This window comes from Streptomyces sp. SirexAA-E (assembly GCF_000177195.2).
Taxonomy (GTDB): domain Bacteria; phylum Actinomycetota; class Actinomycetes; order Streptomycetales; family Streptomycetaceae; genus Streptomyces; species Streptomyces flavovirens.
Window position 1 is genome coordinate 6650797 of record NC_015953.1, and the last position, 25952, is coordinate 6676748.

General features: G+C 71.1%; 26 protein-coding genes. 16 read left to right on the forward strand and 10 right to left on the reverse strand.

From position 1 onward, the window contains the following. Window positions 1-359 precede the first annotated feature (359 nt). The 6 genes from SACTE_RS28995 (at window position 360) to SACTE_RS29020 (ending at window position 6429) form a co-directional block, all read left to right on the forward strand. Complete coding sequence (locus tag SACTE_RS28995; protein WP_014049572.1) at window positions 360-2003, forward strand: ATP-binding protein; 1644 nt, start codon at window positions 360-362, stop codon at window positions 2001-2003. Next, window positions 2000-2407, forward strand: a complete 408-nt coding sequence (locus tag SACTE_RS29000; protein WP_014049573.1) for a roadblock/LC7 domain-containing protein — start codon at window positions 2000-2002, stop codon at window positions 2405-2407. The genes SACTE_RS28995 and SACTE_RS29000 overlap by 4 nt, the downstream gene beginning before the upstream one ends. Next, window positions 2404-2772, forward strand: a complete 369-nt coding sequence (locus SACTE_RS29005; protein WP_014049574.1) for a DUF742 domain-containing protein — start codon at window positions 2404-2406, stop codon at window positions 2770-2772. Before SACTE_RS29000 ends, SACTE_RS29005 begins: the two co-directional genes overlap by 4 nt. Continuing rightward, window positions 2753-3367, forward strand: coding sequence for an ATP/GTP-binding protein (locus SACTE_RS29010; RefSeq protein ID WP_014049575.1), 615 nt, complete (start codon window positions 2753-2755; stop codon window positions 3365-3367). Before SACTE_RS29005 ends, SACTE_RS29010 begins: the two co-directional genes overlap by 20 nt. An 88-nt stretch (window positions 3368-3455) precedes the next feature. After that, a complete protein-coding gene (locus tag SACTE_RS29015) occupies window positions 3456-5000 on the forward strand; it encodes a cytochrome P450 (protein WP_014049576.1) in 1545 nt (514 codons plus the stop codon). 82 nt (window positions 5001-5082) lie between these two features. Beyond that, window positions 5083-6429: a 6-phospho-beta-glucosidase gene (locus tag SACTE_RS29020; protein ID WP_014049577.1), complete on the forward strand. Its 1347-nt coding sequence runs from the start codon at window positions 5083-5085 to the stop codon at window positions 6427-6429. A 36-nt stretch (window positions 6430-6465) separates the two neighbouring features. Here SACTE_RS29020 and SACTE_RS29025 read toward each other — a convergent pair whose 3' ends face one another. Together SACTE_RS29025 and SACTE_RS29030 are read right to left on the reverse strand one after the other, a co-directional pair. After that, the gene (locus SACTE_RS29025) at window positions 6466-6906 is read right to left on the reverse strand and encodes a hypothetical protein (protein ID WP_014049578.1); all 441 of its coding nucleotides are present in this window, start codon (window positions 6904-6906) and stop codon (window positions 6466-6468) included. Then, entirely contained in the window at window positions 6900-7358 is a 459-nt protein-coding gene (locus SACTE_RS29030) for an ATP-binding protein (protein WP_014049579.1), read from the reverse strand. The genes SACTE_RS29025 and SACTE_RS29030 overlap by 7 nt, the downstream gene beginning before the upstream one ends. A 207-nt stretch (window positions 7359-7565) precedes the next feature. Between SACTE_RS29030 and SACTE_RS29035 the strand changes: the two genes are divergently transcribed. From SACTE_RS29035 to SACTE_RS29045, 3 genes are all read left to right on the forward strand, one after another. Continuing rightward, on the forward strand, window positions 7566-8426 hold the full coding sequence (locus SACTE_RS29035) for a helix-turn-helix transcriptional regulator (protein WP_014049580.1): 861 nt from the start codon (window positions 7566-7568) through the stop codon (window positions 8424-8426). Further along, window positions 8426-8662, forward strand: a complete 237-nt coding sequence (locus SACTE_RS29040) for a DUF397 domain-containing protein (RefSeq protein ID WP_014049581.1) — start codon at window positions 8426-8428, stop codon at window positions 8660-8662. Before SACTE_RS29035 ends, SACTE_RS29040 begins: the two co-directional genes overlap by 1 nt. A 72-nt stretch (window positions 8663-8734) precedes the next feature. Continuing rightward, a complete protein-coding gene (locus SACTE_RS29045) occupies window positions 8735-9544 on the forward strand; it encodes an SAM-dependent methyltransferase (RefSeq protein WP_014049582.1) in 810 nt (269 codons plus the stop codon). Window positions 9545-9646: 102 nt separating this feature from the next. Here SACTE_RS29045 and SACTE_RS29050 read toward each other — a convergent pair whose 3' ends face one another. Continuing rightward, window positions 9647-10858: a S8 family peptidase gene (locus tag SACTE_RS29050; protein ID WP_014049583.1), complete on the reverse strand. Its 1212-nt coding sequence runs from the start codon at window positions 10856-10858 to the stop codon at window positions 9647-9649. A gap of 380 nt (window positions 10859-11238) precedes the next feature. On the opposite strand from SACTE_RS29050, the gene SACTE_RS29055 reads away from it, so the two are divergent. After that, on the forward strand, window positions 11239-11688 hold the full coding sequence (locus SACTE_RS29055; RefSeq protein WP_014049584.1) for a YchJ family metal-binding protein: 450 nt from the start codon (window positions 11239-11241) through the stop codon (window positions 11686-11688). Window positions 11689-11731: 43 nt separating this feature from the next. Next, window positions 11732-12316, forward strand: a complete 585-nt coding sequence (locus SACTE_RS29060) for a GNAT family protein (protein WP_014049585.1) — start codon at window positions 11732-11734, stop codon at window positions 12314-12316. Window positions 12317-12325: 9 nt separating this feature from the next. On the opposite strand, the gene SACTE_RS29065 is transcribed toward SACTE_RS29060, so the two are convergent. From SACTE_RS29065 to SACTE_RS29090, 7 genes are all read right to left on the reverse strand, one after another. Beyond that, on the reverse strand, window positions 12326-14401 hold the full coding sequence (locus SACTE_RS29065) for an MDR family MFS transporter (RefSeq protein ID WP_014049586.1): 2076 nt from the start codon (window positions 14399-14401) through the stop codon (window positions 12326-12328). A gap of 55 nt (window positions 14402-14456) precedes the next feature. Beyond that, on the reverse strand, window positions 14457-15293 hold the full coding sequence (locus tag SACTE_RS29070; protein ID WP_014049587.1) for a hypothetical protein: 837 nt from the start codon (window positions 15291-15293) through the stop codon (window positions 14457-14459). A gap of 216 nt (window positions 15294-15509) precedes the next feature. Further along, complete coding sequence (locus SACTE_RS34690) at window positions 15510-15683, reverse strand: hypothetical protein (protein WP_014049588.1); 174 nt, start codon at window positions 15681-15683, stop codon at window positions 15510-15512. A 92-nt stretch (window positions 15684-15775) separates the two neighbouring features. Further along, window positions 15776-16990, reverse strand: coding sequence for an acyl-CoA dehydrogenase family protein (locus SACTE_RS29075; protein WP_014049589.1), 1215 nt, complete (start codon window positions 16988-16990; stop codon window positions 15776-15778). 4 nt (window positions 16991-16994) lie between these two features. Next, window positions 16995-17468, reverse strand: a complete 474-nt coding sequence (locus SACTE_RS29080; RefSeq protein WP_014049590.1) for an SCP2 sterol-binding domain-containing protein — start codon at window positions 17466-17468, stop codon at window positions 16995-16997. 69 nt (window positions 17469-17537) lie between these two features. Continuing rightward, window positions 17538-17801: a hypothetical protein gene (locus SACTE_RS29085; protein ID WP_014049591.1), complete on the reverse strand. Its 264-nt coding sequence runs from the start codon at window positions 17799-17801 to the stop codon at window positions 17538-17540. 197 nt (window positions 17802-17998) lie between these two features. Beyond that, complete coding sequence (locus SACTE_RS29090; protein WP_014049592.1) at window positions 17999-19213, reverse strand: helix-turn-helix domain-containing protein; 1215 nt, start codon at window positions 19211-19213, stop codon at window positions 17999-18001. Between the two features lie 681 nt (window positions 19214-19894). Between SACTE_RS29090 and SACTE_RS29095 the strand changes: the two genes are divergently transcribed. The 5 genes from SACTE_RS29095 to SACTE_RS29115 all read left to right on the forward strand — a co-directional run bounded on the left by SACTE_RS29095 (window position 19895) and on the right by SACTE_RS29115 (window position 25949). Further along, window positions 19895-20830, forward strand: a complete 936-nt coding sequence (locus SACTE_RS29095; RefSeq protein WP_014049593.1) for a hypothetical protein — start codon at window positions 19895-19897, stop codon at window positions 20828-20830. A gap of 211 nt (window positions 20831-21041) precedes the next feature. Then, window positions 21042-21713 carry a hypothetical protein gene (locus tag SACTE_RS29100; RefSeq protein WP_014049594.1) on the forward strand — a complete coding sequence of 224 codons (672 nt, stop codon included), beginning with the start codon at window positions 21042-21044 and terminating at the stop codon, window positions 21711-21713. 348 nt (window positions 21714-22061) lie between these two features. Further along, on the forward strand, window positions 22062-23516 hold the full coding sequence (locus tag SACTE_RS29105) for a DUF6801 domain-containing protein (protein ID WP_014049595.1): 1455 nt from the start codon (window positions 22062-22064) through the stop codon (window positions 23514-23516). 598 nt (window positions 23517-24114) lie between these two features. Further along, window positions 24115-25101, forward strand: a complete 987-nt coding sequence (locus SACTE_RS29110; RefSeq protein WP_014049596.1) for an ATP-binding cassette domain-containing protein — start codon at window positions 24115-24117, stop codon at window positions 25099-25101. Beyond that, window positions 25098-25949 carry an ABC transporter permease gene (locus SACTE_RS29115; RefSeq protein WP_014049597.1) on the forward strand — a complete coding sequence of 284 codons (852 nt, stop codon included), beginning with the start codon at window positions 25098-25100 and terminating at the stop codon, window positions 25947-25949. The genes SACTE_RS29110 and SACTE_RS29115 overlap by 4 nt, the downstream gene beginning before the upstream one ends. Window positions 25950-25952: the final 3 nt, after the last annotated feature.

Genomic DNA, 25952 nt, shown 5'->3' on the forward strand with positions numbered 1-25952 from the left:
GCGCGCGCGGATTCCGGATGCATGGTGGATTTATTTCTGCCGTGGCCTGGAAACCTCTCCTCGGAGGCAAAGTCGGCGCACCGGCGCATTGTCCCGCACAGCGGGACTCCAGGGTCGGCTTTCTGCCGATTCCCCCGCTCATCACTCTCCGCACGCGTGTGACGGCGGTGAGTGTGAAAACTGGCGAGCGTACTACCGGTGCGGTGCTCGCGCAGGGGGTTGGGCGAATGTGCCGAGGCACTGTTCTCATCTGGCTAGGCTCACGCGCAGTGAAGTCGAGTTGAGATGAATTCGAGCACTTGTTCATGACTGTCCGCACAAGTGCGTATACCTCCCGAATCAACCGCCAGAGGGTTTAGATGGTTCGTGCAGAATCACCGCCGACAAAAAGAGACATCCCCGTCGTCCGCGCCGCCCTGCTGCCCGTCGTACTGATGGCCGGCGCCACCGCGGCCGGCGCGGTGCCGGTCAGCGGGGCCACCCGGGCGGCGGTCGTCTGGTGCGGTGCGGTCGCCACCGTCCTGGTCGCCACGCTCGCCGTCGCACTCCACCGCCGACGCCGCGCGATGCGCCTCCAGCGCGCCGAGTACGAACAGCGCATCGCCTTCCTGGAACACCGCATCGCCGCGCACGACCAGGAGACCGTACGGCTCACCAAGGAACTCCTGCCCACCGCCATCCGGCGGCTGCGCGCGAGCAACTCGCCCCAGGAGGTGATGCGCGACATCGTCGACGCCGACGAGTCGTACCGGAACCTGCCCAAGGCCCAACGCGCCCTGGTGCTCCAGGTCCTCGACATCGTCGACAACGAGGAGGCCATGCGCGACTCCGCGCAGCGCGCCTTCGTCAGCGTCGCCCGCCGCGTCCAGGCCATCGTCAGCCGACAGGCCAGTGAGCTGCGGGAGATGGAGGACCACCACGGGCGCAACCCCGAGGTCTTCGACGACCTCCTGCGCATCGACCACGGCACCGCCCTGATCGGCCGGCTCGCCGACTCCATCGCCGTACTCGGCGGAGCCCGCCCCAGCCGTCAATGGCCCAAGCCGGTCCCGCTGTTCAGCGTGCTGCGCGGCGCCATGTCCCGGATCCTCGAATACCAGCGCGTCGACCTGCACTCGATCGCCAAGGTCGCCATCGTCGGCACCGCGGTCGAGCCGCTCATCCACGCCTGCGCCGAACTCCTCGACAACGCCACCCGCTACTCCCCGCCGCAGACCCGGGTGCACGTCACCGCGGTCGAGGTGCAGACCGGCATCGCCATCGAGATCGAGGACGGCGGCGTCAGCCTCAGCGAGGAGGCCCGCGCCCGGGCCGAGAACATGCTCGCCCAGGCCCAGGCCGGCATCAACATGAACGACCTGGGGGAGTCCCCGCGCCTCGGCATGGCCGTGGTCGGCCGGCTCTCCCGCATGTACCAACTCCAGGTCTCCCTGCGGCAGTCCGCGTACGGCGGCGTCCGCGCCGTCCTCATCGTGCCCCGCGACATGATCACCACGGGGCCCGCCCCCGGCATCGCCCACGGCATCGGCGCCACCTCGCGGCCGCAGAGCTCGCTCGACATGTCGCAGATGCAGCACGTCGTCCCGCCCCGGGGCAAGCGCAAGGCGCGCCCCGCCGCGACCGGCCCCGTGCCGTCGGTGACCGCGCCCGCGGCCGTGCCCGCGCCGACCGCCGCCGTCGCACGGCCCGCGGCAGCGGCGTCTCCGTTGGACGACGACGAGATCGTGGTGACGGAATGGACCGCCGGAGGGCTACCGCAGCGCCGCAGCCGCGGCCGCGCCCCGCTCGGTTCGCACAACCTGCCGCAGCAGGCCGCCCCCGCCGCCGAGCCCCCGGCCCCGCGCAGCGGGCACAACGGGCACGGCGGCTCGCGCCCCGGCGGTGAGGACACACCACCCGGCCTCTGGCTGGAGGCGTTCACGCAGGCCGTCAACGGTGTGCCCAAGGAGCCGCGAAGCGGCGAAGACTCTGACGACGCGTGGGACAAGGGAGACCAGAAGTGATCCAGCAGCGGGGAAACATGGACTGGATGCTGAAGGAACTGGCCGACGACGTACCGAGCATCCACCAGATCGTGGTGCTCTCCGCCGACGGCCTGCGCATCGCCCGGCACGGCGGCGACCCCGATGTCGCCGACCGCCTCGCCGCCGCCTGCGCCGGGCTGCAGAGCCTGGCCGCGGCCGTCGCCACCGAGATCCCGTACAGCGACGGCCTGATGAAGCTCGTCGTCATCGAGGTCACCGGCGGATTCTTCTACCTGATGGCCGCCGGCACCGGCGCCTACCTCGCGGTCCTGGCCGGCGAGACGGTGGACGCCGGCCTGGTCGGTGCCCGTATGCGCGACATGGTCGTCCGTATCGGCGCGCACCTGACGAGCCCCCCGCGACATGACGGGCAGGCCGGATGAGTGCTCCCCGACGAGAACGCCGAAAGGCCGACCCGGAGCTGAGCGACCCGGAACGGCTCTACGTGATCACCGGTGACAACGACGGGGAGAGGGCGGCGCTCGACCTCGTCACGATGGTCGTGTCCCAGGCCGACCCGTCGCCCACCGTCCAGCCCGAACAGGCCGCGATCCTGCGGCTGTGCAGGGCACCGCTGTCGGTGGCCGAGATCTCGGCCTACCTGAGCCTGCCCTTCAGCGTGGTCACCTCACTCCTGACAGAACTCCTGGCGACCGAACTCATCGAATCGCGCGCGCCGATCGTGCGTGCCGCGCTTCCGGACCGGTCCCTCCTCGAAGCGGTGATGCATGGACTTCAGAAGCTCTGACACGATCACGGGCCCCCGCAGCGAGGACGTCCTGCCCACCACGGCCACGGCCGCGGTGAAGGTCGTCATCGTCGGCGGGTTCGGGGTCGGCAAGACGACCATGGTCGGCTCGGTGAGCGAGATCCGGCCCCTGACGACCGAAGAGACCATGACCCAGGCCGGTGTCGGCGTGGACGACAACGTGGGGGTGGAGAGCAAGACCGCCACCACCGTCGCCATGGACTTCGGACGGATCAGCCTCAGCGACGAGCTGATCCTCTACCTCTTCGGCACCCCCGGCCAGGAACGCTTCTGGTTCCTGTGGAACGGGCTGTTCGAAGGAGCGCTCGGAGCCGTCGTCCTCATCGACACCCGGCGGCTCCAGGTCAGCTTCGACGTGATCGGCCGCCTCGAGGAGCGCGGGGTGCCGTTCGTCGTCGCCGTCAACACCTTCCCCGACGCCCCCCACCACCCGGTCGAGGCGCTCCGCAACGCCCTCGACCTGCCGGACGAGGTCCCCATCATCGACTGCGACGCGCGACTGCGCGCCTCCAGCCGCGACGTGCTGCTGACGCTGATGCGCTACCTGCACAGCCTGGCCGTACCGCTCGGCTGACGGGGTGCGCGTACGCCCGCGATCCCGCCGCGACCGGCGGCGCGCACCCCACCCCTGTTCCCCGGAAAGCCCGATCCCTGGAGCCCCTGTGACGACCCCCTTCCACCACGAACCCGGATCGGTCCCCCAGCCGGTGCCGCCCCCCGAGTGCCCGGCCCACTCCATGGGCTTCGGGCCGGGAGGACTGCGCCGGTACTACGGCCCCGAGGCCGAGAAGGACCCCGCCGGCCTGTACGCGAAACTGCGCGCCGAACACGGCGCGGTGGCGCCGGTCCTGCTGCACGGCGACGTCCCCGCCTGGCTCGTCCTCGGCCACAGCGAGAACCTCCACCTCACCAGGACCCCCTCGCAGTTCTCCCGCGACTCCCGGCGCTGGCGTGCCCTCCAGGACGGCAGCGTCGCCCCGGACCACCCGCTCGCACCGATCTTCACCTGGCAGCCGGTCTGCGCCTTCGCCGACGGCGATGCGCACGAGCGGCTCCGCGGCGCCGTCACCGACAGCATGGAGCGCATCGACACCCGCGGCGTACGCCGGCACGTCAACCGCTTCAGCAACCGGCTCGTCAACGACTTCTGCGAGAAGGGCGACGCGGAACTGGTCACCCAGTTCGCCGATCACCTGCCCATGATGGTGGTCTGCGCGATCTTCGGGATGCCCGAGGAGTACAACGACCGGATGGTCCAGGCCGCCCGCGACATGATCCGCGGCACGGAGACCGCCGTCGAGAGCAACGCCTACGTCGTGGCCGCCCTGACCCGCCTGGTCGAACGCCGGCGCGCCAACCCCGAGGAGGACCTGGCCGGCTGGCTCGTCTCCCACCCCGCCGGGCTGACCGACGTGGAGGTCGCGGAGCACCTGCGCCTCATCCTCGTCGCCGCCTACGAGTCGACCGCCAACCTCATCGCCAACGTCCTGCGGATGGTGCTGACCGACCCCCGCTTCCGCGCCCGGCTCAGCGGCGGCCACATGACCGTGCCCGAGGCGGTGGAGCAGACCCTCTGGGACGAGCCGCCGTTCACCGCGGTCTTCGGCCGCTGGGCGGTCGGCGACACCGAGCTCGGCGGCCAGCAGATCAAGGCGGGCGACGCGCTGCTCGTCGGCATCGCGGCGGCCAACACCGACCCGGCCGTCCGCCCGGACCTGACGGCGAACATGGAGGGCAACCGCGCCCACCTCGCCTTCAGCGGCGGCCCGCACGAATGCCCCGGCCAGGACATCGGCCGGGCCATCGCGGACGTGGGCGTCGACGCCCTGCTGATGCGCCTGCCCGACCTGGAACTCGCGGTCGACGAGAGCGAGCTGAGCTGGGTCGGCAACATCATGTCCCGCCATCTCGTCGCCCTGCCGGTGAAGTTCGCGCCGAGCCCGCAGCAGGAGATCGACGCCGATCCGCTGACCTCCATCGCGGCCCGCCCCCGCGCCAGGACCGACTGGGAGGTCTCGTCGCCCGCCGTCCCGCGGAGCGGGGGCCCCTCCGCGGCCGGCCCGCAGCCCGGTCACGCCCCGGCGGGGGTCCGGATCGCCTCCCCGGCGTCTCCCGCCGCGCCGGACGCCCCGCCCGAGATCCCCGCCCAGCGCGGTGGACCGGCCAAGGTCTGGCAGGCCGTGGCGCGCTGGTGGAGCGGCCAGTGACGGCGGGCGCGCGCCGCTGACGTACGCGTGGTGCCCCGGACCTGACCCGGGGCACCACGCCCGGCCCGTACCATCGAGCAGCGTGAAGCTGACAATTCTTGGCGGTGGCGGATTCCGGGTGCCTCTCGTGTACGGGGCACTGCTCGGCGATCACGCCGAGGGCCGCGTCTCCCGGGTCACCCTGTACGACACGGACGCGGGCCGGCTCACCGCCGTCGCCCGGGTCCTCACCGAACAGGCCCGGGGCGTCCCCGACGCCCCCGAGGTCGTCGCCACCGCCGACCTCGACGAGGCCCTGCGCGGCGCCGACTTCGTCTTCTCCGCGATCCGGGTCGGCGGACTCGAAGGCCGGGCGGCGGACGAACGCGTCGCCCTCGACGAAGGCGTCCTCGGCCAGGAGACGGTCGGCGCCGGCGGCATCGCGTACGGGCTGCGCACCGTGCCGGTCGCCCTGGACCTCGCCCGGCGCATCGCCCGGCTCGCCCCGCACGCCTGGGTCATCAACTTCACCAACCCGGCAGGCCTCGTCACGGAGGCCATGTCCCGGCACCTCGGGGACCGGGTCATCGGGATCTGCGACTCCCCGGTCGGGCTCGGACGGCGCATCGCACGGGCGCTGGGCGCCGACCCCGACCGCGCCTGGATCGACTACGTCGGCCTCAACCACCTCGGCTGGGTCCGCGCCCTGCACATCGACGGACGCGACGAACTCCCCCGGCTGCTGGCCGATCCCGCGCTCCTCGGCTCCTTCGAGGAAGGCCGGCTGTTCGGCGCCGACTGGCTGCGCTCCCTCGGCGCGGTCCCCAACGAGTACCTGCACTACTACTACTTCAACCGGGAGGCCGTGCGCGCCTACCAGGACGCCGAGCAGACCCGGGGCGCCTTCCTCCGCGACCAGCAGGAGGGGTTCTACGCACGGATGAAGGACCCGTCGGCCCCCGCGCTCGCCACCTGGGACCGCACCCGCGCCGAACGCGAGGCCACGTACATGGCGGAGAACAGGGACGCGGCCGGCGCGGGCGAGCGCGAGGAGAGCGACCTGGAGTCCGGGGGTTACGAACAGGTCGCCCTCGCCCTGATGCGGGCCATCGCCCGGGACGAGCGCACCCGTCTGATCCTGGACGTCCGCAATCGGGCCACCCTCTCCGTGCTGGACGCGGACGCCGTCATCGAGGTGCCCTGCCTCGTCGACGCCAACGGCGCCCACCCGGTGGCCGCCGACCCCCTGCCGTACCACGCGGTGGGGTTGGTCACGGCGGTGAAGGCGGTGGAGCGCGCCGTGCTGGAGGCGGCCGGCAGCGGATCCCGGTCGGCGGCCGTACGGGCCTTCGCCCTGCACCCGCTGGTCGACTCCGTCACCGTGGCGCGCCGGCTGGTCGAGGGCTACCGGGAGGTCCACCCGGGGCTGGCCTACCTCGACCGGCCGTGAACGGCACGGGCCCTCCGGGCCGCCGAGGGCCGGGCCTCATGGCGTCGGCACGGCCCTCGGCGGCCCGGAGGGTGCCCAGGACGGCGCCACCCCGGTGACCTGGCACACCATCAGGTAGAGCGGGATGGGCGGGGTGTAGGGCGTCCGGCTGTCCGGCGCGTGGATCAGCCGCGGGCGCCCGCCCGGGACGCAGGCCCCCGTGACGTAGGAGGCCTGCTCCGGCCAGTCCAGGTCGAGGTCCGAGCCCGAGGGGACGATCCACCACCACCGGTCCGCGTCGGCGAACACGCACCCGGCACGCGGCAGATGGGACATCAGCCGGAATCCGTAGCGCGCGGGCACCCCCACGGCGTCGCAGCCCAGGCTCGCCGAGAGCGCGGGCGGCAGCGGCAGCCGGACACGGCCCGGTGCACCCGGTTCCTGAGCCGGGCGGGAACGGCGCGAGCCCATCAGCTGGTTCAGCGCGTGCCTCAGCATGTCCGCTCCGGCCCGCTCGGCACCAGTGCCCACACCACGCGCCCGGAGGCGTCCGGCGCGTCGTGCGCGCCCCAGGCCGCGCTCAGCGTGTCGACGAGCAGCAGACCCCGGCCGTGTTCGTCGTCGGACGCGGGTGACAGCCGGGGCCCGCCGGGCTGGCGGCCCTGGTCCGTCACGGACAGACGCAAACCGGCTCCGGAGCACTCGAGTTCGCAGAGGACGAGTGCGCTGTCGGTGTGCACCACCGCGTTGGTGACCAGCTCGGACACGATCAGGACCGCCGCGTCGTGGGTGTCCTGGCCCACCCCCCACGCCTCCAGCCGGGACCGGGTCAGCCGTCGCGCGCCCGCCACGGACTCCGGGTGCGCCGGCAGCGCGAAGCAGTCACGGAGCGCTTCCGTCCCGGGGCCGCGATCCATGAGCCGGGGGATGAGCGCACTGCCAGGTGCCACGACCGATTCCTCACAGTGGGGGCTGTGTCACGCTGCGCACCGCCATGGAACACGAGCGGGCGCGACTACGTGAACTGGTTCACTCGCCAACTCTCCCCCTGAACGGAACACTTGGCAAGGGGCACTCTGAAAAATGCAGAGTGGCTGTGTCCTTGTGGCGGTCGCGCATGGCACACTGCTCGAACACAGCGCATCGGGAGGTCTGAAGTGAGCGAACCGCGGTCCGCCCCGACCGTGGGCCAGGTCGTCCTGGGCAAGCGCCTGCAGGACCTGCGGGAGCGCGTCGGCCTGAGTCGCGACCAGGCCGCGAAGGTGCTCCGTGTCGCCCCCGGGACGATACGCAGGATGGAGACCGCCGAGGTCGGCCTGAAGATCCCCTACGTGCAGCTCCTCCTGAAGGCCTACGGCATCGCCGACGACGAGGCGGAGGCGTTCGTCGAGCTCACCGAGGAGGCCAACAAGCCCGGCTGGTGGCAGCGCTTCCACGACGTACTGCCCGACTGGTTCAGCATGTACGTCAGCCTGGAGGGCGCGGCCTCCCTCCTGCGCATGTACGAACCGCATTTCGTCCCCGGTCTCCTGCAGACCGAGGACTACGCACGCTCCGTCCTGCGTACAGGCGCGGTCGGCCAGACCCGTCCCGAGGACATCGAGCGCCACGTGGCGCTGCGGATGGAGCGGCAGTCGCTGCTCACCAAGGACGAGGCGCCGAAGCTGTGGGTGGTCATGGACGAGACGGTCCTGCGTCGCCCCGTCGGCAGTCCCGACGCCATGCGCGCTCAGGTCGACCGGCTCCTGGAAGCCACGGACATGCCCCATGTGACGCTCCAGATAGCCGAGTTCGCCACGGGGCACCACCCCGGGACCTACGGCCCGTTCGTGCTCTTCCGCTTCGCCGTCCCCGAACTGCCGGACATGGTCTACAGCGAGTACCTGACCGGCGCCGTCTACTTCGACGCGCGTCCCGAGGTGGCTTCCTACCTCGAGGTCATGGACCGCATGGCGGCTCAGGCCGCCACTGCACAACGCACGAAGGAGATCCTCCGGGATTTCCGCAAGGAGCTGTGATGAACCACATATACAACGGCATGCCGGCCGCCGACCTCGGCACCGAGGGCTGGTACAAGCCCTGGAGCGGTGGGAACGGCGGCAACTGCATCGAGGCCATGAAGCTGGCCGACGGCAGGGTGGCGGTCCGTCAGTCCGCCGATCCCGACGGACCCGCGCTCATCTACTCCAACGGCGAGATCGCCGCCTTCATCCAGGGTGCCAAGGCAGGACAGGCCGACTTCCTGCTCACCTGACGCCCCGCCGCCTGCTGACGCCCCAGACGCTGTTCGCCGTACACCGACGACCGACGACCAACGGAGCGCGCCATGACCGGGCAGAACCCCGACGCAGTCGAGATCGACACGAGCAAGCCGCACCCCGCAAGGATGTACGACTGGTTCCTCGGCGGTAAGGACAACTACCCGGTCGACGAGCTGATGGCCGAGGAGCTGCTGGCGCTGGACACCCGCGGCCGCGACATGGCCCGGGTCAACCGGGCCTTCATGCACCGTGCCACCCGCTGGCTCGTCGGCAACGGCGTCCGCCAGTTCCTCGACATCGGCACCGGCATACCCACCGAACCCAATCTCCACCAGATCGCCCAGCAGGCCGCCCCGGACGCACGCGTCGTCTACTGCGACAACGACCCGATCGTGCTCGCCCACGCCGCCGCCCTGCTGCGCTCCACGCCCGAAGGCGCCACCGAGTACATCCAGGCCGACGCGCGCGACTCGGAGAGCATCCTGGACGCGGCCGGCGAGATCCTCGACTTCGGCCGGCCCGTCGCGCTGTCGCTGCTGGCCCTGCTGCACTTCGTGGACGACGAGGACGGCGCGGCCGAACTCGTCGACCGGCTGCTGGGACGGCTGTGCTCCGGCAGCTACCTGGTGCTCTCGCACACCACCGGTGACTTCGACCCCGAGGGCGCCGCCCAGGCGCGCGCCCTCTACCGGGCCCGCGGGATGACCCTGCGGCCCCGCACGCGCGTCGAGTTCACCCGGTTCTTCCACGGCCTCGAACTCGTCGAGCCGGGCGTCGCCCTCTCGGCCGAGTGGCACCCCGAGCTGGGCGAGGTCATCGACGTACCCGGCCACGACCCGATCCCGGGCTACGCGGGCGTGGCCCGCAAGCGCTGATCCCCGCCCCGGCCGGAACACACCTGGGCCGGGGGCCCGCAGGAAGGGGCGCGTAGCCCCCTCCGTACGTGCCCCCGGCCGTCAGGCATGCACGTCAACGGGTCACGGGACGAGCTTCAGCAGCTTGTTCGGGGAACCGGTTCCGATGCCCGTGAGGACGTTGGAGGTCGCGCCGTTCACGAGGGCCGAGGCCACCGCCGCGGGAGAGGAGCCCGGGTGGTTCGTCAGGTAGACCGCGGCCGCGCCGGCGACGTGCGGGGCGGCGAAGGAGGTGCCGCTCCCGGTGTAGGTCGCGGTGTCCGAGGTGTTCCAGCCGGCCGTGATGTCGGAGCCCGGGGCGAAGATGTCCACCACCGGACCGTAGTTGGAGTAACTGGCCCTGGCGTCGGTCCTCGTCGTCGCCCCGACCGTGATCGCGGTGTCCACCCGGGCGGGCGAGTACCCGGACGCGGGCGCACCCGAGTTACCGGCCGCGATGGAGTAGGTCACCCCCGAGGCGATCGACCGGCGCACCGCGTCGTCCAGTGCGGTGCTGGGGCCGCCGCCCAGGGACACGTTCGCGACGGAGGACGCCACGTGGTTGGCCGTGATCCAGTCGACGCCCGCGATCACACCGGCGGTGGTGCCGGAGCCGTTGTTGTCGAGGACGCGCACCGCGACGATCTTCGCCTTCTTCGCCACGCCGTAGGTGGACCCGGCGACGGTCGTGGCCACATGGGTGCCGTGACCGGCGCCGTCCTGGGCGACGGCGTCGTTGTCGACGAAGTCGTAGCCGTAGGAGGCGCGGCCACTGATCTGCTGGTGGGTGATGCGCACCCCGGTGTCCAGGACGTAGACGGTCGTGCCGCCGCCCGCCGAGTCCGGGTAGGTGTACGTGCCGTTCAGCGGCAGGTTCGCCTGGTCGATCCGGTCGAGGCCCCAGGGCGCGTTGGTCTGGGTGGCCGTCGCGTGGACCTTCTGGTCCTGCTCGACGGACTCGACCGCCGGGTCGGCGGCGAGGCGCCTGGCCTCGGCGCTGCTGAGCGCGGCGGCGTAGCCGTTCAGCGCCGAGGTGTAGGTGCGGGTGATCCGGCCGCCGTAGCCGGCTATGAGCTGCTTGCCCTCGGTGGCGGACGCCTTGAACCCGGACGTCGGCTTCAGGGTGACGATGTAGCTTCCCGGGACGGCCTCGGCGGCCTGGGCGTGCAGGACTCTGCCCTCGGGCTGGGCCGCCTGTGCGGGTAAGGCCGCACCCGCTCCGACTGCCAGGGCCAAGGTCGTGGCGGAGGCGATCGCCAGGGCGATCTTCCGCCGGGTGGTGCGCGTTGCTGCCATCGGGAGGTCCTCCTCGAGAGGTGGCGCGCCGGGGTTCCACGCGCCGGGTGGGGTGGGCGTACGAGGTTTCGTGCGCCGCTCGACGACGATGGCGCCGCGCGCTCGGACGGAGCAAGCGTCTGCGGGACACTGTCATGCTCGCGCCACACGACTGACGTGAAGCAACCCGGGCGTCACACCCGGCAACACGGGCGTCTCGCGGCCCACATGCTCCGTCCGAGGCCCGAGGCCCGAGGCCCGAGGCCCGAGGCCCGAGGCCCTCCGGCCGCGCCGCGCGCGCCGTGCGCCGCGCGGACGGGACGCGGTCCGGGACGGCCGGAGGCGTGACGAGGCCACCGGTCCCACGCCGAGCACCCCTTCCCACGGGCGACAATGGATCCATGTCACGACGTACCTCCCGCCCGCGCGGATCCGCCCCCGCCGCCGGCACACCCGGCCGGGGCACCCAGGAATCGCCCTGCCCGTGCGGTCTCCCGGCCACCTACGGAGCCTGCTGCGGCCGACTGCACTCGGGCGCCGCGGCCGCCCCCACCTGCGAGGCGCTGATGCGCTCGCGGTACACGGCCTTCGTCGTCCGGGACGCCGGCTACCTGCTGCGCACCTGGCACCCGGAGACCCGTCCACCGTCCGTCGACTTCGACCCCGCCCTGCGCTGGAAGGGCCTGGACATCCTGGACACGACGGAGGGCAGCGCGTTCCACGCCACCGGCACGGTCACCTTCCGCGCCCACTTCACCGACGACGGCCGCGCCGACTCGCTCCACGAGCAGAGCCGCTTCGTCCGCCACCAGGGAGCCTGGGTCTACGCGACCGCCGTCTTCGTCGACTGAAACGCCGTGTACGCCCCCCGCCACCAGCCCGTACGCTGCGCGCATGAGCGAGGACACGGCCGAGCCGGACATCGAACGCATACCCTGCTGGTGCGGCCGGGGCATCACCTTCGCCCCGCTGGAGACCGGTGACGCCGAGCTGGTCCAGCTCTGGCGCTCCGACCCAGTGGCCGCCCATGAGACCGGTGTCTGGCCCGGTTCGCTGTACGAGCTGCGCGAGCGCGTCGAGCGCCATCTCGACGACAACGAACGCGACGACTTCCTGGTCCTGCTTCCGGACGGCACACCGATCGGCCTCGTCGCCCTGCACGACCAGCACCTGGTGGAGGGCGTGGCCGAGGTCTCACTGATGCTGGGCCCCGAGCACCGCGGCAAGGGCCACGGGCCGGCCGCGCTCGACGCGCTCACCGACCTGGCCTTCGGCGAGCTGCCGATGCAGCGCGTCGAGGCGTTCACCCACACCGACAACACGGCTGCGCTCTCCACACTCACCGGCGCGGGCTTCGTCCGGGAGGGTGTGCGCCGCTCGTCCTGCATGCACCGGGGACGCCGCTACGACAACGCGGTCCACTCCCTGCTCCGCCCGGAGTGGGAGGCGCTCCAGCGCCCGCGGTCCTGGGAGCTCTGAGCGGGCCCGTCAGGCCGGGGCCGCCTCCCGCTCGGTCGAGGGGGACAGTTCCTGCGCCAGGTCCTCGGCGAGCAGCCGCTTCGCGATCACGTCGACCGCCGCCCGCAGCTGCCGGTCGTCGGGCTGCGCCCCGTCCTCGGCCAGCCGTTCGTTGAGCCAGCGCCCCCAGGCGGCGGAGATCGTCGCCACCTCACGCCGGCCCGCCGACGTGAGGGTGAACAGCCGGCCGTCCCCGGTCAGGTAGCCCTCGTCGATCATCCGGTCGAAGACGGGCACCAGCACCTCGGGCGGGATCCGGTGCCGGGTGGCGATCAGTCCGAGCCCCGCGTGGCCGACCATCCGTGTGAACAGGTCGACCTGCATCACGGCCCAGGCGCCCGCCATGTCGAGGCGGGTGTCGGAATCCGCGACGACCCGCCGCGCCGTGCCGGGGCCCGCGTCGTGCAGGATCCGGGCCACCGAGGATTCGAGCACCCGCGCCGGGTCACCGGCGGTCGGCCGGGCGAAGCCGTCACCCATGTCGGTCGAGCTCGCCCGCGCGGAGTCGCGGAGCTTCACCTGCTTCAGGAAGAGCGACACGACGAACCCGATCAGCGCCACGGGCACCGTCCACAGGAAGACGGTGTGCAGGGTGTCCGCGTAGGCCTGGGCCAGTGGAGCGGTCTGTTCGGCGGGCAGCGCGTGCACCGCCTGCGGGCTCTCCGCCGCCGCCGCGAGCCTCGCGGGGTCTCCTCCCGCCCGAGCCGCCTGCTCGATGCCCTGGGCGAGATTCGGCCGCAGCGCGTTGGCGTAGATCGTCCCGAACACTGCCGTACCGAACGAGCTGCCCAGGGTGCGGAAGAACGTGACGCCCGACGTGGCCGTCCCCAGGTCCGCGTAGTCGACCGTGTTCTGCACGGCGATCGTCAGCACCTGCATCGACAGGCCGATCCCGATTCCCAGGACCAGCATGAACAGGGACTCCCGCCAGATTCCGCTGTCCGGGCCCATCCGGGACAGCAGGAAGAGTCCGCCCGCCATCACCAGGGAACCGACGACCGGGAAGAGCCGGTAGTGACCGGTCTTGCTGACCACGTTGCCGCTGAAGATCGACGCGGCCAGCAGACCGATGACCAGCGGCAGCGTCCGCACTCCCGACAGCGTCGCCGAGTCGCCGTCCACGTACTGCAGATAGGTCGGCAGGTAGATCATCGCGCCGAGCATCGCGAAGCCCACGATGAAGCTCAGGATGGAGCAGACCGCGAACACCGGGTTGCGGAAGAGCCGCATCGGCAGCATCGGTTCCTTCGCCCGCGTCTCCACCACGCAGAACAGCGCCAGCGCGACGACCCCGCCGATGAACAGGCCGATGATCATCGGCGAGCCCCACGCGTACTCGTTGCCGCCCCAGCTGGTCCCCAGGATCAGTGCGCTGGCCCCCACCGCGACCAGCGCGATGCCCAGGTAGTCGATGACGGGGCGCCCCGCCGCCCGGACGGACGGGATGGTGCGGGCCGCCGCGACGACCACGACGATCGCGATCGGCACGTTGACGTAGAACGCCCACCGCCAGGTCAGATGGTCGGTGAACAGCCCGCCCAGCAGCGGGCCGACCACGGTGGCCACGCCGAAGACCGCGCCGATCGCGCCCTGGTACTTGCCCCGGTCGCGCAGCGGGATCACATCGGCGATCAGCGCCATCGCCGTCACCATGAGCCCGCCCGCGCCGACGCCCTGCACACCGCGCCAGATGATCAGCAGCAGCATGTCGGACGCGAGACCGCACAGGAACGAACCGGTGATGAAGATGACCGCGGAGATCTGGAAGATCAACTTCCGCCCGAACAGGTCACCGAACTTGCCGACCAGCACCGTCGCCACGGTCTCCGCCAGCAGATACGCCGTGACCACCCAGGACATGTGCTCCGCGCCGCCGAGGTCCGACACGATGGTCGGCAGGGCCGTCCCCACGATCGTCTGGTCGAGGGCGGCCAGCAGGATCCCCAGCACGATGGTCGCGAAGACGATGTTGCGGCGGCGGGGGTCGAGCACGGGGGGCGCGGTGGCACTCTGCGGGGCGGGGGCGGTCTCGCTGGCAGTGGTCACCCTTGCACCCTCACACCGCACCCCGGGCCCCGCATGCCGCGAGGGTCCGGACGAGTCAGCCCGAAAGGGCCCGCAGCGCGGCCTTCAGGCGGTCCACGAACGCCTCACGGACCTCTTCGGGGACACGGTCCAGCGACAGGTACGGATTGAGGTCCTCCAGCTCGACGAGGAGCAGCTCGCCCTCGCGGGTGCGGCACGCGTCCACGCGCTGGATGCCGTGCGTGAGGGTGTTCCACTCCACGAAGCGCCGGGCGAATTCCAGGTCCTCGCCGGTGGCCGCGTACGGCTCCAGCACCCAGCGGCGCTCCGGGTGGGGTGCGTACAGCGCGTAACGGAAGTCCTGGTCCACGAAGAAGAAGGACACCTCGTACCGGAAGTCGACGCGCGGCTGGACGAGCACCGTGCCGTCCGCGCCGCCGAGCAGCGACGGCTCCCCGGTGAACCTCAGCCCGACCGAGTCCGCGCCGAGCTTCGGCTTCACCACGTACTCGGCCGCCCCGGGAAGCAGCGCGAGGTCGGCCGTGCGGTCCACGGTCGGGATCACCGGGTGGCCGGCACGGCTGAGATCGACCAGGTACTGCTTGCCGGTCATGTCGCCGCGCCCGTCCAGGCTGTTGTAGACCCGGGTCCCCCGTTCCCGGGCACGGGCGCGGAACGCGTCGTAGGCCTCGCGGTGATACACCACCGGCCCGCTGTTGCGGAGGACGACGAGGTCGAAGCGGTCCAGCAGTGCGGCGGCGTCCCGTGGGTGGCAGAGGGCGACGTCGTGTTCCTCGCGCAGTCGTGCCGTCAGGAAGACGTCCTCGTCGCCGTAGCGGCGGCCGCGTGCCTCGTAGGCGAGGTCGGTGACGAACAGGAGGGACAGGCGGGTCGTGCGGGCCGGGACGTGCACGGCGTACTCCCTGGGGGTGGTGGATCGGCGGCCCCGGGACGTCGACCGCGCCGCCGGCCCGCCGGCCTCACTTGCGTGACGAGGCGGCCGACCCGGCCCGTCGTCCTCGGTGGACGGTGCGCACGGACGAGCGCCATCAGGGCGGCGCGCTGTCAACTCGGTGCCGCGGGGCCCGGATCGGGCGAACCGTGTCGACCGGGTGGGACGGGACGGACCTCAGGCGGCCTCGCTCACGTCCGTCCGCACCGAGGCCGCCCATTCCACGAGGAGCAGCTCGTACTCCCGGCGGGCCTCCGGTGTGCCGAGGCCGCCGTGCACGAGCGCGCGGATCGCCGCGTTCAGCTCGGTGAGCGAGCGAGCAGGCGTCGGCTCGGTGGGGGATATGGGCATGCTCAGAGTCTACGGGCGCGCGCCGGGCATCGTTCCGACCGCGTCGGGGGCATTCCCGGACGCCGTGCACCCCCGCCTGCGCCCGCGCACCGTCAGCGGATGTGGCGGCCCGAGATCGCGCGGGCGATGACCAGGCGCTGGATCTCGCTGGTGCCCTCGAAGATCGTGTAGATCTTGGCGTCGCGGTACATCCGTTCCACCGGGTGCTCCCGGCTGTATCCGGCGCCGCCGAGGATCTGGACGGCCTTCTCGGTCGCCGTCACGGCGAGTTCGCCCGCGCGGAGCTTGGACATGGAGCCCTGTCCGGCGTCGAACGTCCGGTCGTTGCGGGCCATCCAGGCGGCCTGCCAGATCAGCAGGCGCACGGCCTCGATCTCGGTGCGGATGTCGGCCAGGGCGAACGCGATCGACTGGTTCTCGATGATCCGGCGGCCGAAGGCCTCGCGCTCACCCGCGTACTCCAGCGCGTACTCGTACGCGGCCCGCGCGATGCCGAGGGCCTGGGCGGCCACCGTGGGGCGGCTCACCTCGAAGGTCGCCATCGCGGCCTGGCCCTTGGCCGTGGTGCCCTCGCGGGCGCGGGCGAGCCGGGCGTCCAGCCTCTCCTTGCCGCCCAACAGGCAGTGACCGGGCACCCGTACGTCGTCGAGGAAGACGTCGGCCGTGTGCGAGGCGCGCAGGCCGAGCTTCTTGACGGTGCGGCTCGCCGCCAGACCGGGGGTGCCGGGCGGCACGACGAACGCGGCCTGGCCGCGGGAGCCGAGGGCGGGGTCGACGGAGGCGACGACCACGTGGATCTCGGCGATCCCGCCGTTGGTGATCCACGCCTTCTGGCCGGAGAGCACCCATTCGTCCTTGGCCTCGTCGTAGCGGGCCTTCGTGCGCATCGCCGAGACGTCCGAGCCTGCCTGCGGTTCGGAGACGCAGAACGCGGCGACCTTCGGGGCGTCCTCGTCGCCGAAGCACTGCGGGACCCACTCGGCGAGCTGGTCGGGGGTGCCGGAGGCGAAGATCCCGGCGACCGCGAGCGAGGTGCCGAAGAGGGCCATACCGATCCCGGCGTCGCCCCAGAACAGTTCCTCGTTGGCGATCTGCAGGGAGAGGCCGCTGGGGTCGCCGTACATGTCGGCCAGCGACTCGAAACCGTAGAGGCCGATCCGGGCCGCCTCCTGGATGACGGGCCAGGGGGTCTCCTCACGCGCGTCCCATTCGGCCGCCGCCGGGCGCACCACCTGGGCGGCGAAGCCGTGCACCCAGTTGCGCAGGTCCTGCTGTTCCTCGGTCAGGGCGAGGGAGAAGTAGCTCACGGGCTCAGGCCTTCGGGATGTCGAAGTAGCGGGTGAGTCCCGAGGCCAGACCGACGTCGCCGGCCACCTTGAGCTTGCGCATCATGAACATCGTCACGGGGTTGCCGTTGCCGGAGACCAGCTTGAGGAAGTCCGCGTCACCCATCACCAGCGTCGTCCGGGGCTCCGCCTCCGAGCGGCCCTGGGTCACCGCGCAGGTGCCGTCGGCTATGGAGGTCTCGTAGAACACGTCGCTCTCGCCCGTGATCCTCCAGCGGATCAGGGCCTTCAGCCGTCCCGCCGCCTCGGGGCGGAACTGCTGCCGCATCCGGCCGAACACCTCGCCCAGCACCCGGGTGCGCAGCTCGCCCCGCATGACCTCGCCGAGCTGCCTGCCCGACAGGCCCTTGACGATTCGGGCGAACTCCTCGGGGGACACCGCGGCGAAGTCGAGCCCGGCCAGTTCGTCGGTGAGGCTGCCGTTGCTGTCGTCGGGCACGCCAACTCCTTACTCAAGAGTAAACTTACTTTTGAGTAAGGTAAAGGTGGCGCCCTCCCGGCGCAAGCGTCACCGCACGCCGCCCGGACGCACCGGAAGTGCGGGGTGGTGGGCGGCCAGCACCTTGTTGGCCCGTGCCAGCTCGGAGAGCGCCTGCTCGCGGTCGGCCTGGTCCTCCACGCAGAGCCGTGGGCCGCGGAAGCGGAGGACCTCACGCGCGGCGCAGTCGGCGTCGAACTCCGCCTCCAGGATGTGCGGCGGGATGCAGGCGCCGATCAGTGCGGCGACCCGGTCCGGGATGGGGACGGGGACGAGGAGGTGGGCGGTGGTCATCGATGGTTCCCTCTCGGATGGTCGGCCAGGAGGTGGTGCGGTGAGGTGGCCGGTGGGCCACCCCTCCTCCTTGTGTACGGGACGCAGTTCCGGGTTTCTCCTCGGATACGTCTCCGTGTCGCAACCGTTTGGGACTGACCGTCTATTTCGCCTTACCGGTGGGTAAGTTGATTCTTTACGCAAACTGTGATGAGGCGTCAGCTCAGAGGCTGGGCGGTACGGGTGCGAAGTCGCAGGGCGCGTAACACCGCCTCGGTGGCGAACCGGGCCTCCGGATCGGTCAACTGGTCGCCGAAGATTCCCTCCAGGCCGCGCATCCGGTAGCGCACCGTCTGCGGGTGGACGTCCAGCAGCTCGCCCATCTGCGCGGCGGTGCCCCGGGTCTCCAGCCAGATCCGCAGGGTCTCCAGCAGCCTTTCGCGGCGGGTGGCGCTGATGCCGGCGACGGGAGCGAGTTCCCGTTCGGCGAGCTGGTCGAGGAGGGCCGGGTCGGTGAGCAGCCAGAGGGTCGTGAGGTGGTCCTCGCACCGGACGACGGGCAGGTCCTCCACGACCCCCGAGTCGATGAGCTCGACCACGCGCCGCGCCCAGCGGATCGAGTCCGCCGCGTCCGCGGTGGGCACGGTCAGCCCGATCACCGCCCGCGTGCCGGTCAGTGCCCGGTCGAGCGCCTCCCGCCGTGTCGCGTCCAGCGGTCCGGGGAGGAGGATGTGCGGCTGCGGGTCACCCAGGTCCACCAGTGCGTCGCGGGGCAGGTCGGCCGGGTCCACCCCCACGGGGGTGCGCACGGCGACCAGGGTGACCTGCTCGGGCAGGGCCCAGCCGGTCTGCTCGCACAGTTCCGCTATGGCGGTGCGGGGCACGGGCCGGCCGGCGAGGACGAGGTGGAGGAGCCGTCGGCGCATGGCCTCGCCCTGCTGGTCGGACTGGGCCTGCACCTCCAGATAGCCCTCGCGGGACAGGGCTTCGAGCTCGTCGACGTACGCGAACAGGGCGTCGGCAAAGGTGAGCATGAGGGTCGGCGAGAAGTGGTGGCTGCGGCCCACCTTCTTCGCCCGCCGCAGCGCGATCCGCGCGCCCAGCCGGTAGGCGCCCTGGAGCGCGTCCATGGACCGGCCCTCGTAGGCCTCGAACCGGCCGAATCTCCGGCACATGTCGTCGCGTAGGACCGTGGGCGCCGTGGGTTCGGCGACCAGATCGACGAACGACGACAGGCTCTGCTCGACGCCCATGCGGATGGATTTTCCGTTGGGGCCGTTCAGGAGGCGCGCGTATTCGGGGTAGGCGCGTGTCACTTCCATGCCTATCTCTTTGATCAGGCTCGGCAGTTCCGGCCGCATGATCGCGGCGAATTCCTGGGGCAGTGGCCCCAGTGGATCCCCGGTGTCCAGCGGCTGAACGACTCTCGGCATGACCGTCCCCTTGCTCTGCGGTGCCCGGCGTGGGTGAGGCAGTGGGGGGAAAGCGCTCCCACGGACCGACAGGTGTATACCGACAACGGCGCCGAAGATAGACGAAGTCGGTCCGGCTGCCCACCACTTGGACAAGATCGGAATGCAGGGGGCACACACTTCGGCCTCGTTGTGGGGCTTTGGTGCAGGTAGGGCGCGGATGCTCACTTCCGGACAATGTTTTCGGCCGATTGCTCGCCCGCCGATACATAGGTAACCCTTGGTAACCATGGGTGCCGTGACAAGTCGGCCTGGTCTCCGGTGCGGCCGAGAGGCGGTCCGTGTGTGCGGGGCGATCACCGAGAGGGGATGCCGGGCGGCCTTCTTGCCCCGTCCTGCGCACCGATTGACAAAGCGGCGGGTCCCGCTGCTCATTCGCGGATCAAAATGCGGCAGGTGAAAAGATCTTCGAACGACGGGATTGTGTCGCCGTGTTTCCCGCGAGTAACATCACGGCTCATCCAATTCGGACAGGAAATCCCCCCGAATTAGTTGCTCGAAGTTTTCGCGTTCTGCACCATCACGATGCACCGCACCCATCGGGCCGTCAGCGCACGCGATCCCTCGCGCCGAGACGTGTCGATGAACCCATACATTCGCGCACCGGCGCCGCCTTTTCGGCGGAAGTCAAGAGGGGACGACATGAGATCCGTTTCGACCAGGACGCGTGTGGGAACGCTGGCGGCCGTCACCGCGTTCGGCGCGCTCTTCTCCACCGGTACGGCGACCGCGGCGACGCAACTGAACGGACACTGGGGGCCCTTCGGCCGCTGCCCGGTGGACGCGCCGGCCATGCTGGCGGCGGACGGCGTCGACACCGTCGCGACGTGCATCTCCTCGGGTTCGGCCGGCGGCTCCATCAAGCTGGGCAACACCGTGGTGACGACCGGCCGCACCGATCTCCAGCTCGGGGTGCTCCAGCGCAGCGACGGCACGACCAGCCTGGTGGCCCCCTCCGAAGGCGCGCTGGTCGCAGACTCGGCCACCGTGCCCGGCGGCCTGATCGGCCTGATGTGCCCGAGCAACATCCCGGTCGTCTCCGCCGTGTGCAAGCAGATCACCGACGCGGACCTCAACCGGATCACGGCGACCATCGAACCGGCGGGCGCACCGCGCGACTTCAACATGGGGGCGGCTTTCACCACCGACGTACCGATCCTCACCCTCCCGGTCCGCATCCACCTCAAGAACCCGCTCCTCGGCGACAAGTGCTACATCGGCACCACGTCCAAGCCTGTTCTGCTCCAGCCGAAGAACGTGACCGCGCCCTCGCTCTCGCTCCAGCGGTTCGCGGGCAACGGCGACCCGGACGACGAGAACGGCGTCATGGGGCGCTACAGCTTCGCCGGTGCCGACCAGGCCGACCCGTCGTTCGCCGTTCCGGGGGCCAGTGGCTGCGGTGCCGGCCTGCTGGACTGGGCCGTCAACCTCAAGACCGGTCTGCCCTCGGCCTCGGGCAACAACAACGTCGCGCTCGACGACACGTCGACCTACTTCGCCAGCCCCTACGCGCCGGCGGCCCACGCACCCGAAGAGGGCAGGGAACTGTCCCGGTTCTGGCACTCGGCGGCTCGCTGATTCCACCCGCCTTTCCACCGGCACGGGCCGGCAGAAAGAAACGGCGGCCGAACAGACCGCACAGACGGCAGAGGATCGGCGCGGCCTCGGAGCGTACCGGCACACCGTCCCGAAAAGGCGGTGTGCGCACTCCACGAATCCGTACCACCGGCGTTGTGCCGCGTGCGCAGCGCCGGTCCGGTCAATTCCCCAACGGAAACAGGAGAAATTCATGTCGAACAAGGCCCGCTTCCTCACCGCCGTCGGCGCAGCCGCCGCCGTGGTCGCCCTGGCCGCACCGTCCGCCACCGCGGGGCCGACCGCCGCGTGGAACGTCACGCCGACGGGCAACTTCACCGGTACGGCCGGTGTGACGACCCTGACGGACAACATCGGCAACGCGATCCAGTGCGCCACCGCATCGGCCAACGGCAACGCACCCGCCTCGCCCACCGCCGGGCCGCTGCTGGCCAACATCACCGCGGCCTCGTTCAACTCGCCGTGCACGGGCCCCTTCGGCAGCACCTGGACCGTCTCGGCCGTGACGCCGTGGACGATCAACGGCAACACCCCGGGCGGGTACGCGGCCGGCGCCGGCACCAACGGCACCGGGAAGACCACGGGCTGGATCGGCGGCATCCAGGCCACGGTCACCGGCACCAGCGTCCTCGGCCCCTGCACCTTCAAGGTGACCGGCACGGTGGACGCCGTCTACAACAACCCGAGCACGGGCGGGGCCAACGGCACCCTGGCCGTCGCGCCGGCGGCCACCAGCCCCAGACTGCTGACCATCGGCAGCAAGACCGGCGCCGGCTGCAGCATCGTCGGTGCGACCGCCACCTTCAAGGGCACCTACACGGTCAAGCACACCTCCGGGGTCTCGCCGGTCATCACGTACAGCTGATCCGGCTGTACGACCGTCGTCCTCCCGGGCGCCCGGTCCGGCTCCGGCCGGGCCGGGCGCACCCGCCTCTGCTCACCGGCCGACAGTGCGACGGCATCCTTTGTCATCCAGTGCCAAAGGACGGCCGGCACCGGTGGAGGACGGAGCCGACCGCTTCCCAAGGGGTCGGCCGCCGCGTACGGTACCGACCGGTGAGCGGCGGTGGACCCGCGCCCGCAGGCGCCCCGCGTCCCCTCCCGCCGCCCGCCGCGCACCGGCGGCGTCAGGAGACCGCGGTACACCGAGCGCGTCCGCGCGAGCGTCGGCGCGTGACGGGCCCTCACCACCACGGCCGGAAGGCGGAGTCATATGGCATTCTCCACGCACTGGACCGCACACCGGTCCGCCCGGCTGACCGCGGGCGGTCTCCTGGTGGTCGCCGCCTCGATCCTTCCGAGCGCCGAATCCGCCGCCCAGGCTCGGCCGTCGGAGGCGGTCCTGGACTACCTCTGCCAGTTCCCCTCCGGGAGCCGAGCCGTCACGGTGGTGGTCGGCGCTACCTTCGCCGACGAGGCGACGCCGGGTGTGCCGGTCGAGACCGGTGACGTGACGGTGGCCCTCGACCTGCCGCCCGAGGTGACACAGGCCCTGGAAGACGCGGGTGCCACCGCGGTCTCCGCCCGCGCCGACCTCTCCGTCGTGTACGCGGCCGGGACCGACTCGGCCGAGGCCGACTGGTCCGGGCTCACCGCCCCCGCCCAGGACATCACCGGCGAGGAGGGCGTCTCGCTGGTGGCGGGCGGCCCGGTCCCGACGGCGACCTTCGGCTCGCCCGGCACGGCCACCGTGACGGCGTCGGACCTCTCCCTCCGGCTCGACCCGTCGAAGCAGGACGGGACCCCGGCCGTGCCGGACGGCATCGACGTCCCCTGCGCCTTGCAGGGGAGTCGCGACGCCGTGCTCGCCTCGCTGACCGTCAGCGGCCCCGCCACGGACGAGACCGGTCCGCCGCCCTCCGCCGAGCCCGACCCGGACGACCTCTTCCCCGAGGAACCGCGGAGCGAGCCGGCCGAAGAGGCCCCCCGGGAGCCCGCTCGGACACGGGCGGACGAAGGGGCCGAGCCGTGCCCCTCTCCGCCGTTCGGGCTCAACATCCCGGCCGACACCTACGCCACCGGGTACACGAACGTGAAGAAGCTCGGCGGCGCGGCCCTCCTGGGCCCCGCGCACACCAACGTGACCATGATGACGAGCTACGTCAACGACAACTGCCTCAACACGGTGCAGGTCGGCAGCACGGCGGAGTTCGAACACGAGGGCAAGCGCCAGCTGCCGCCCGCCCAAGGCACGTTCCTCACCTTCGGATTCATGCCGACCACGGCGACGATCGTCCTGGAGCAGGTGGGCCCCACCGCCGCCATCGACTCCGTCGCCCTCAACGACCTGGAGAAGTACCCGAGCTACCCGGAGTACACCACCATCAGCGCCACGTTCGCCCTGCGGGTCAAAGACGTCCAGGTGAACGGTGTGGCCCTCGACGTGGGCCCCGACTGCCATACGGCGCAGCCGATCAAGCAGGTCCTGCACGCGTACGGCACGACCTACCCGGCCGAGGGCTACACCGTCCAACGGGGCGGCACCATGGACGGCACGACCTACATCCCGCCGTTCGAGGGATGCGGCGTCGGTGAGGACCTCGATCCGCTCCTCACGGCCTCCATCTCCGGCGGCGGCAATTACATCAAGATGACGCAGGCCCCCTTGTGCCTCCCGTCGAACCCGGATTCCCCCTGCCCGCCGGAGAAGCCCCGGCCGGAGCGCTGACCGCGCCCTCAGGGGCTGTCCCGCCCTCTCCGGACACTTCCGAGCCCTCGCGGGTCCTTCCGCGGGGGCTCGGCCCTTTCGTGTACCGGCCGTTGGTTTGTCACGGACGGCGCACGGGACGTCCCGCACTCCTCGCCTTTTTACAGGTTTGGCGTCGTGATTACTCATCCGCGCACAAAAGAGCATCGGTCGTGACGCCTCGGCGAGGAAAGTGGGCATCGACTATTGCGCAATCAGGTTACCGGCCCGTAGCGTCCCGTTGAGCACAGCGGGAAAGGCGTCCGCGCCTGCGCGTTCGGCATCCCGGGAAAACCGGTGACACCTCGTGTTCCGGCCTCCGCCGGCCTTGGGTCGCCGCACCGCACCACGACCGCTTGCGCACTCGTTGACAAGCCTGCTCCTCAGGTTTGTCATCCGGTGACAAGTGATCCACCCCGAGATCGAAGTCCGACGAAATCGCTGTTCAACGGCTTGCCCTGGCTGATTCGGCGGACATAGCGTGCGCCTCCCGGTGCATGCACGACGAGCCGCCGTTGGATTCACCGGAGCCGGAGCGCCGACAGATGACGCCTTTCACCACCTCTTCGAAGGAGGGCCGATGGGAATCGAAGTAGTCGTCGAAGGCCTGACGAAATCCTTCGGCAAGCAGAACATCTGGCAGGATGTCAGCCTTACGCTGCCGGCCGGTGAGGTCAGCGTCATGCTCGGCCCTTCCGGCACCGGGAAGACCGTGTTCCTGAAATCCATCATCGGACTGCTGAAGCCGGAAAAGGGACGCGTCCTCGTCGATGGCGTCGACATGGTCAACAGCCCCGAGAAGGACATCATGGAGGCCCGGAAACTCTTCGGCCTCATGTTCCAGGACGGCGCGCTCTTCGGCTCGATGTCGCTCTTCGACAACATCGCCTTCCCCTTGCGTGAACACACCCGCAAGAAAGAATCCGAGATCCGCCGCATCGTCATGGAACGGATCGACATCGTCGGCCTCCTCGGAGCCGAGGAAAAGCTGCCGGGCGAGATATCCGGCGGTATGCGCAAGCGGGCCGGCCTGGCCCGCGCCCTCGTCCTGGACCCGCAGATCATCCTCTGCGACGAGCCGGACTCCGGCCTCGACCCGGTCAGGACCGCCTACCTCTCGCAGCTGCTCATCGACCTCAACGCGCAGATCGACGCGACGATGCTCATCGTCACCCACAACCTCGACATCGCGGCCACCGTCCCCGACAACATGGGCATGCTGTTCTGCCGCAACCTCGTCACCTTCGGCCCCCGTGAGGTGCTGCTCACCAGCGACACCCCGGTGGTCTCCCAGTTCCTCTCGGGGCGCCGGGAAGGGCCCATCGGGATGTCCGAGGAGAAGGACGCCGCCACCCTCGCCGCGGAACAGACCCTCGGCAACGGCTACGCGCCCCCCGGACCCCGCACCGTCGTACCGCAGCTGGAGCCCTCGCCCGGACTGCCCGTACGGCAGGGCGCCCTGCGCCGCCGCGAGCGGGTCCAGTCCATGATGTCCCAGCTGCCCGAGGCCGCCCGCGCGGCCATCAGGAACAGCTACACACCGACCCTGGGCGGTGGGCGTCTGTGACCGCACCCCTCCCGGTGCGGCCGCCGGAGCCGCCCGCCACGACCGCCCCCCTCCACAAGGCCCCGGGGCCAAGACCCCCGTCGCGGCTCCTGGCCCCACTGCGCCAGACCGGTCAGCTCTTCGCGCTGGCCCTCGCCGTCGCCCGCGCCGTCTTCAAGCGGCCGTTCCAATTCCGGGAATTCGTCGAACAGTTCTGGTTCGTCGCCAGCGTCACCATCCTGCCCGCCGCGCTCGTCTCCATCCCGTTCGGCGCGGTCATCGCCCTCCAGGTCGGCTCGCTCACCGAACAGCTCGGTGCCCAGTCCTTCACCGGCGGCGCCAGCGTCCTGGCCGTCATCCAGCAGGCCAGCCCGCTCATCGTGGCCCTGCTCATCGCCGGGGCGGCGGGCTCCGCCATCTGCGCCGACCTCGGCTCACGCAAGATCCGCGAGGAGCTGGACGCGATGGAGGTCATGGGCGTCTCGCCCGTCCAGCGCCTCGTCGTCCCGCGGGTCCTGGCCACCATGGGCGTCGCCGTCCTGCTCAACGGGCTGGTCTCCGTCGTCGGCACCCTCGGCGGCTACTTCTTCAACGTGATCATGCAGGGCGGGACCCCCGGCGCCTACCTCGCCAGCTTCTCCGCCCTCGCCCAGCTGCCCGACCTGTACATCGGTGAACTCAAGGCGCTCATCTTCGGGTTCATCGCAGGCATCGTCGCCGCCTACCGGGGCCTGAACCCGCGCGGCGGGCCGAAGGGCGTCGGCGACGCGGTCAACCAGTCCGTCGTCATCACCTTCATGCTGCTGTTCGCGGTCAACATGGCCCTCACGGCGATCTACCTCCAGATCGTCCCCCCGAAGGGGGGCTGAGCG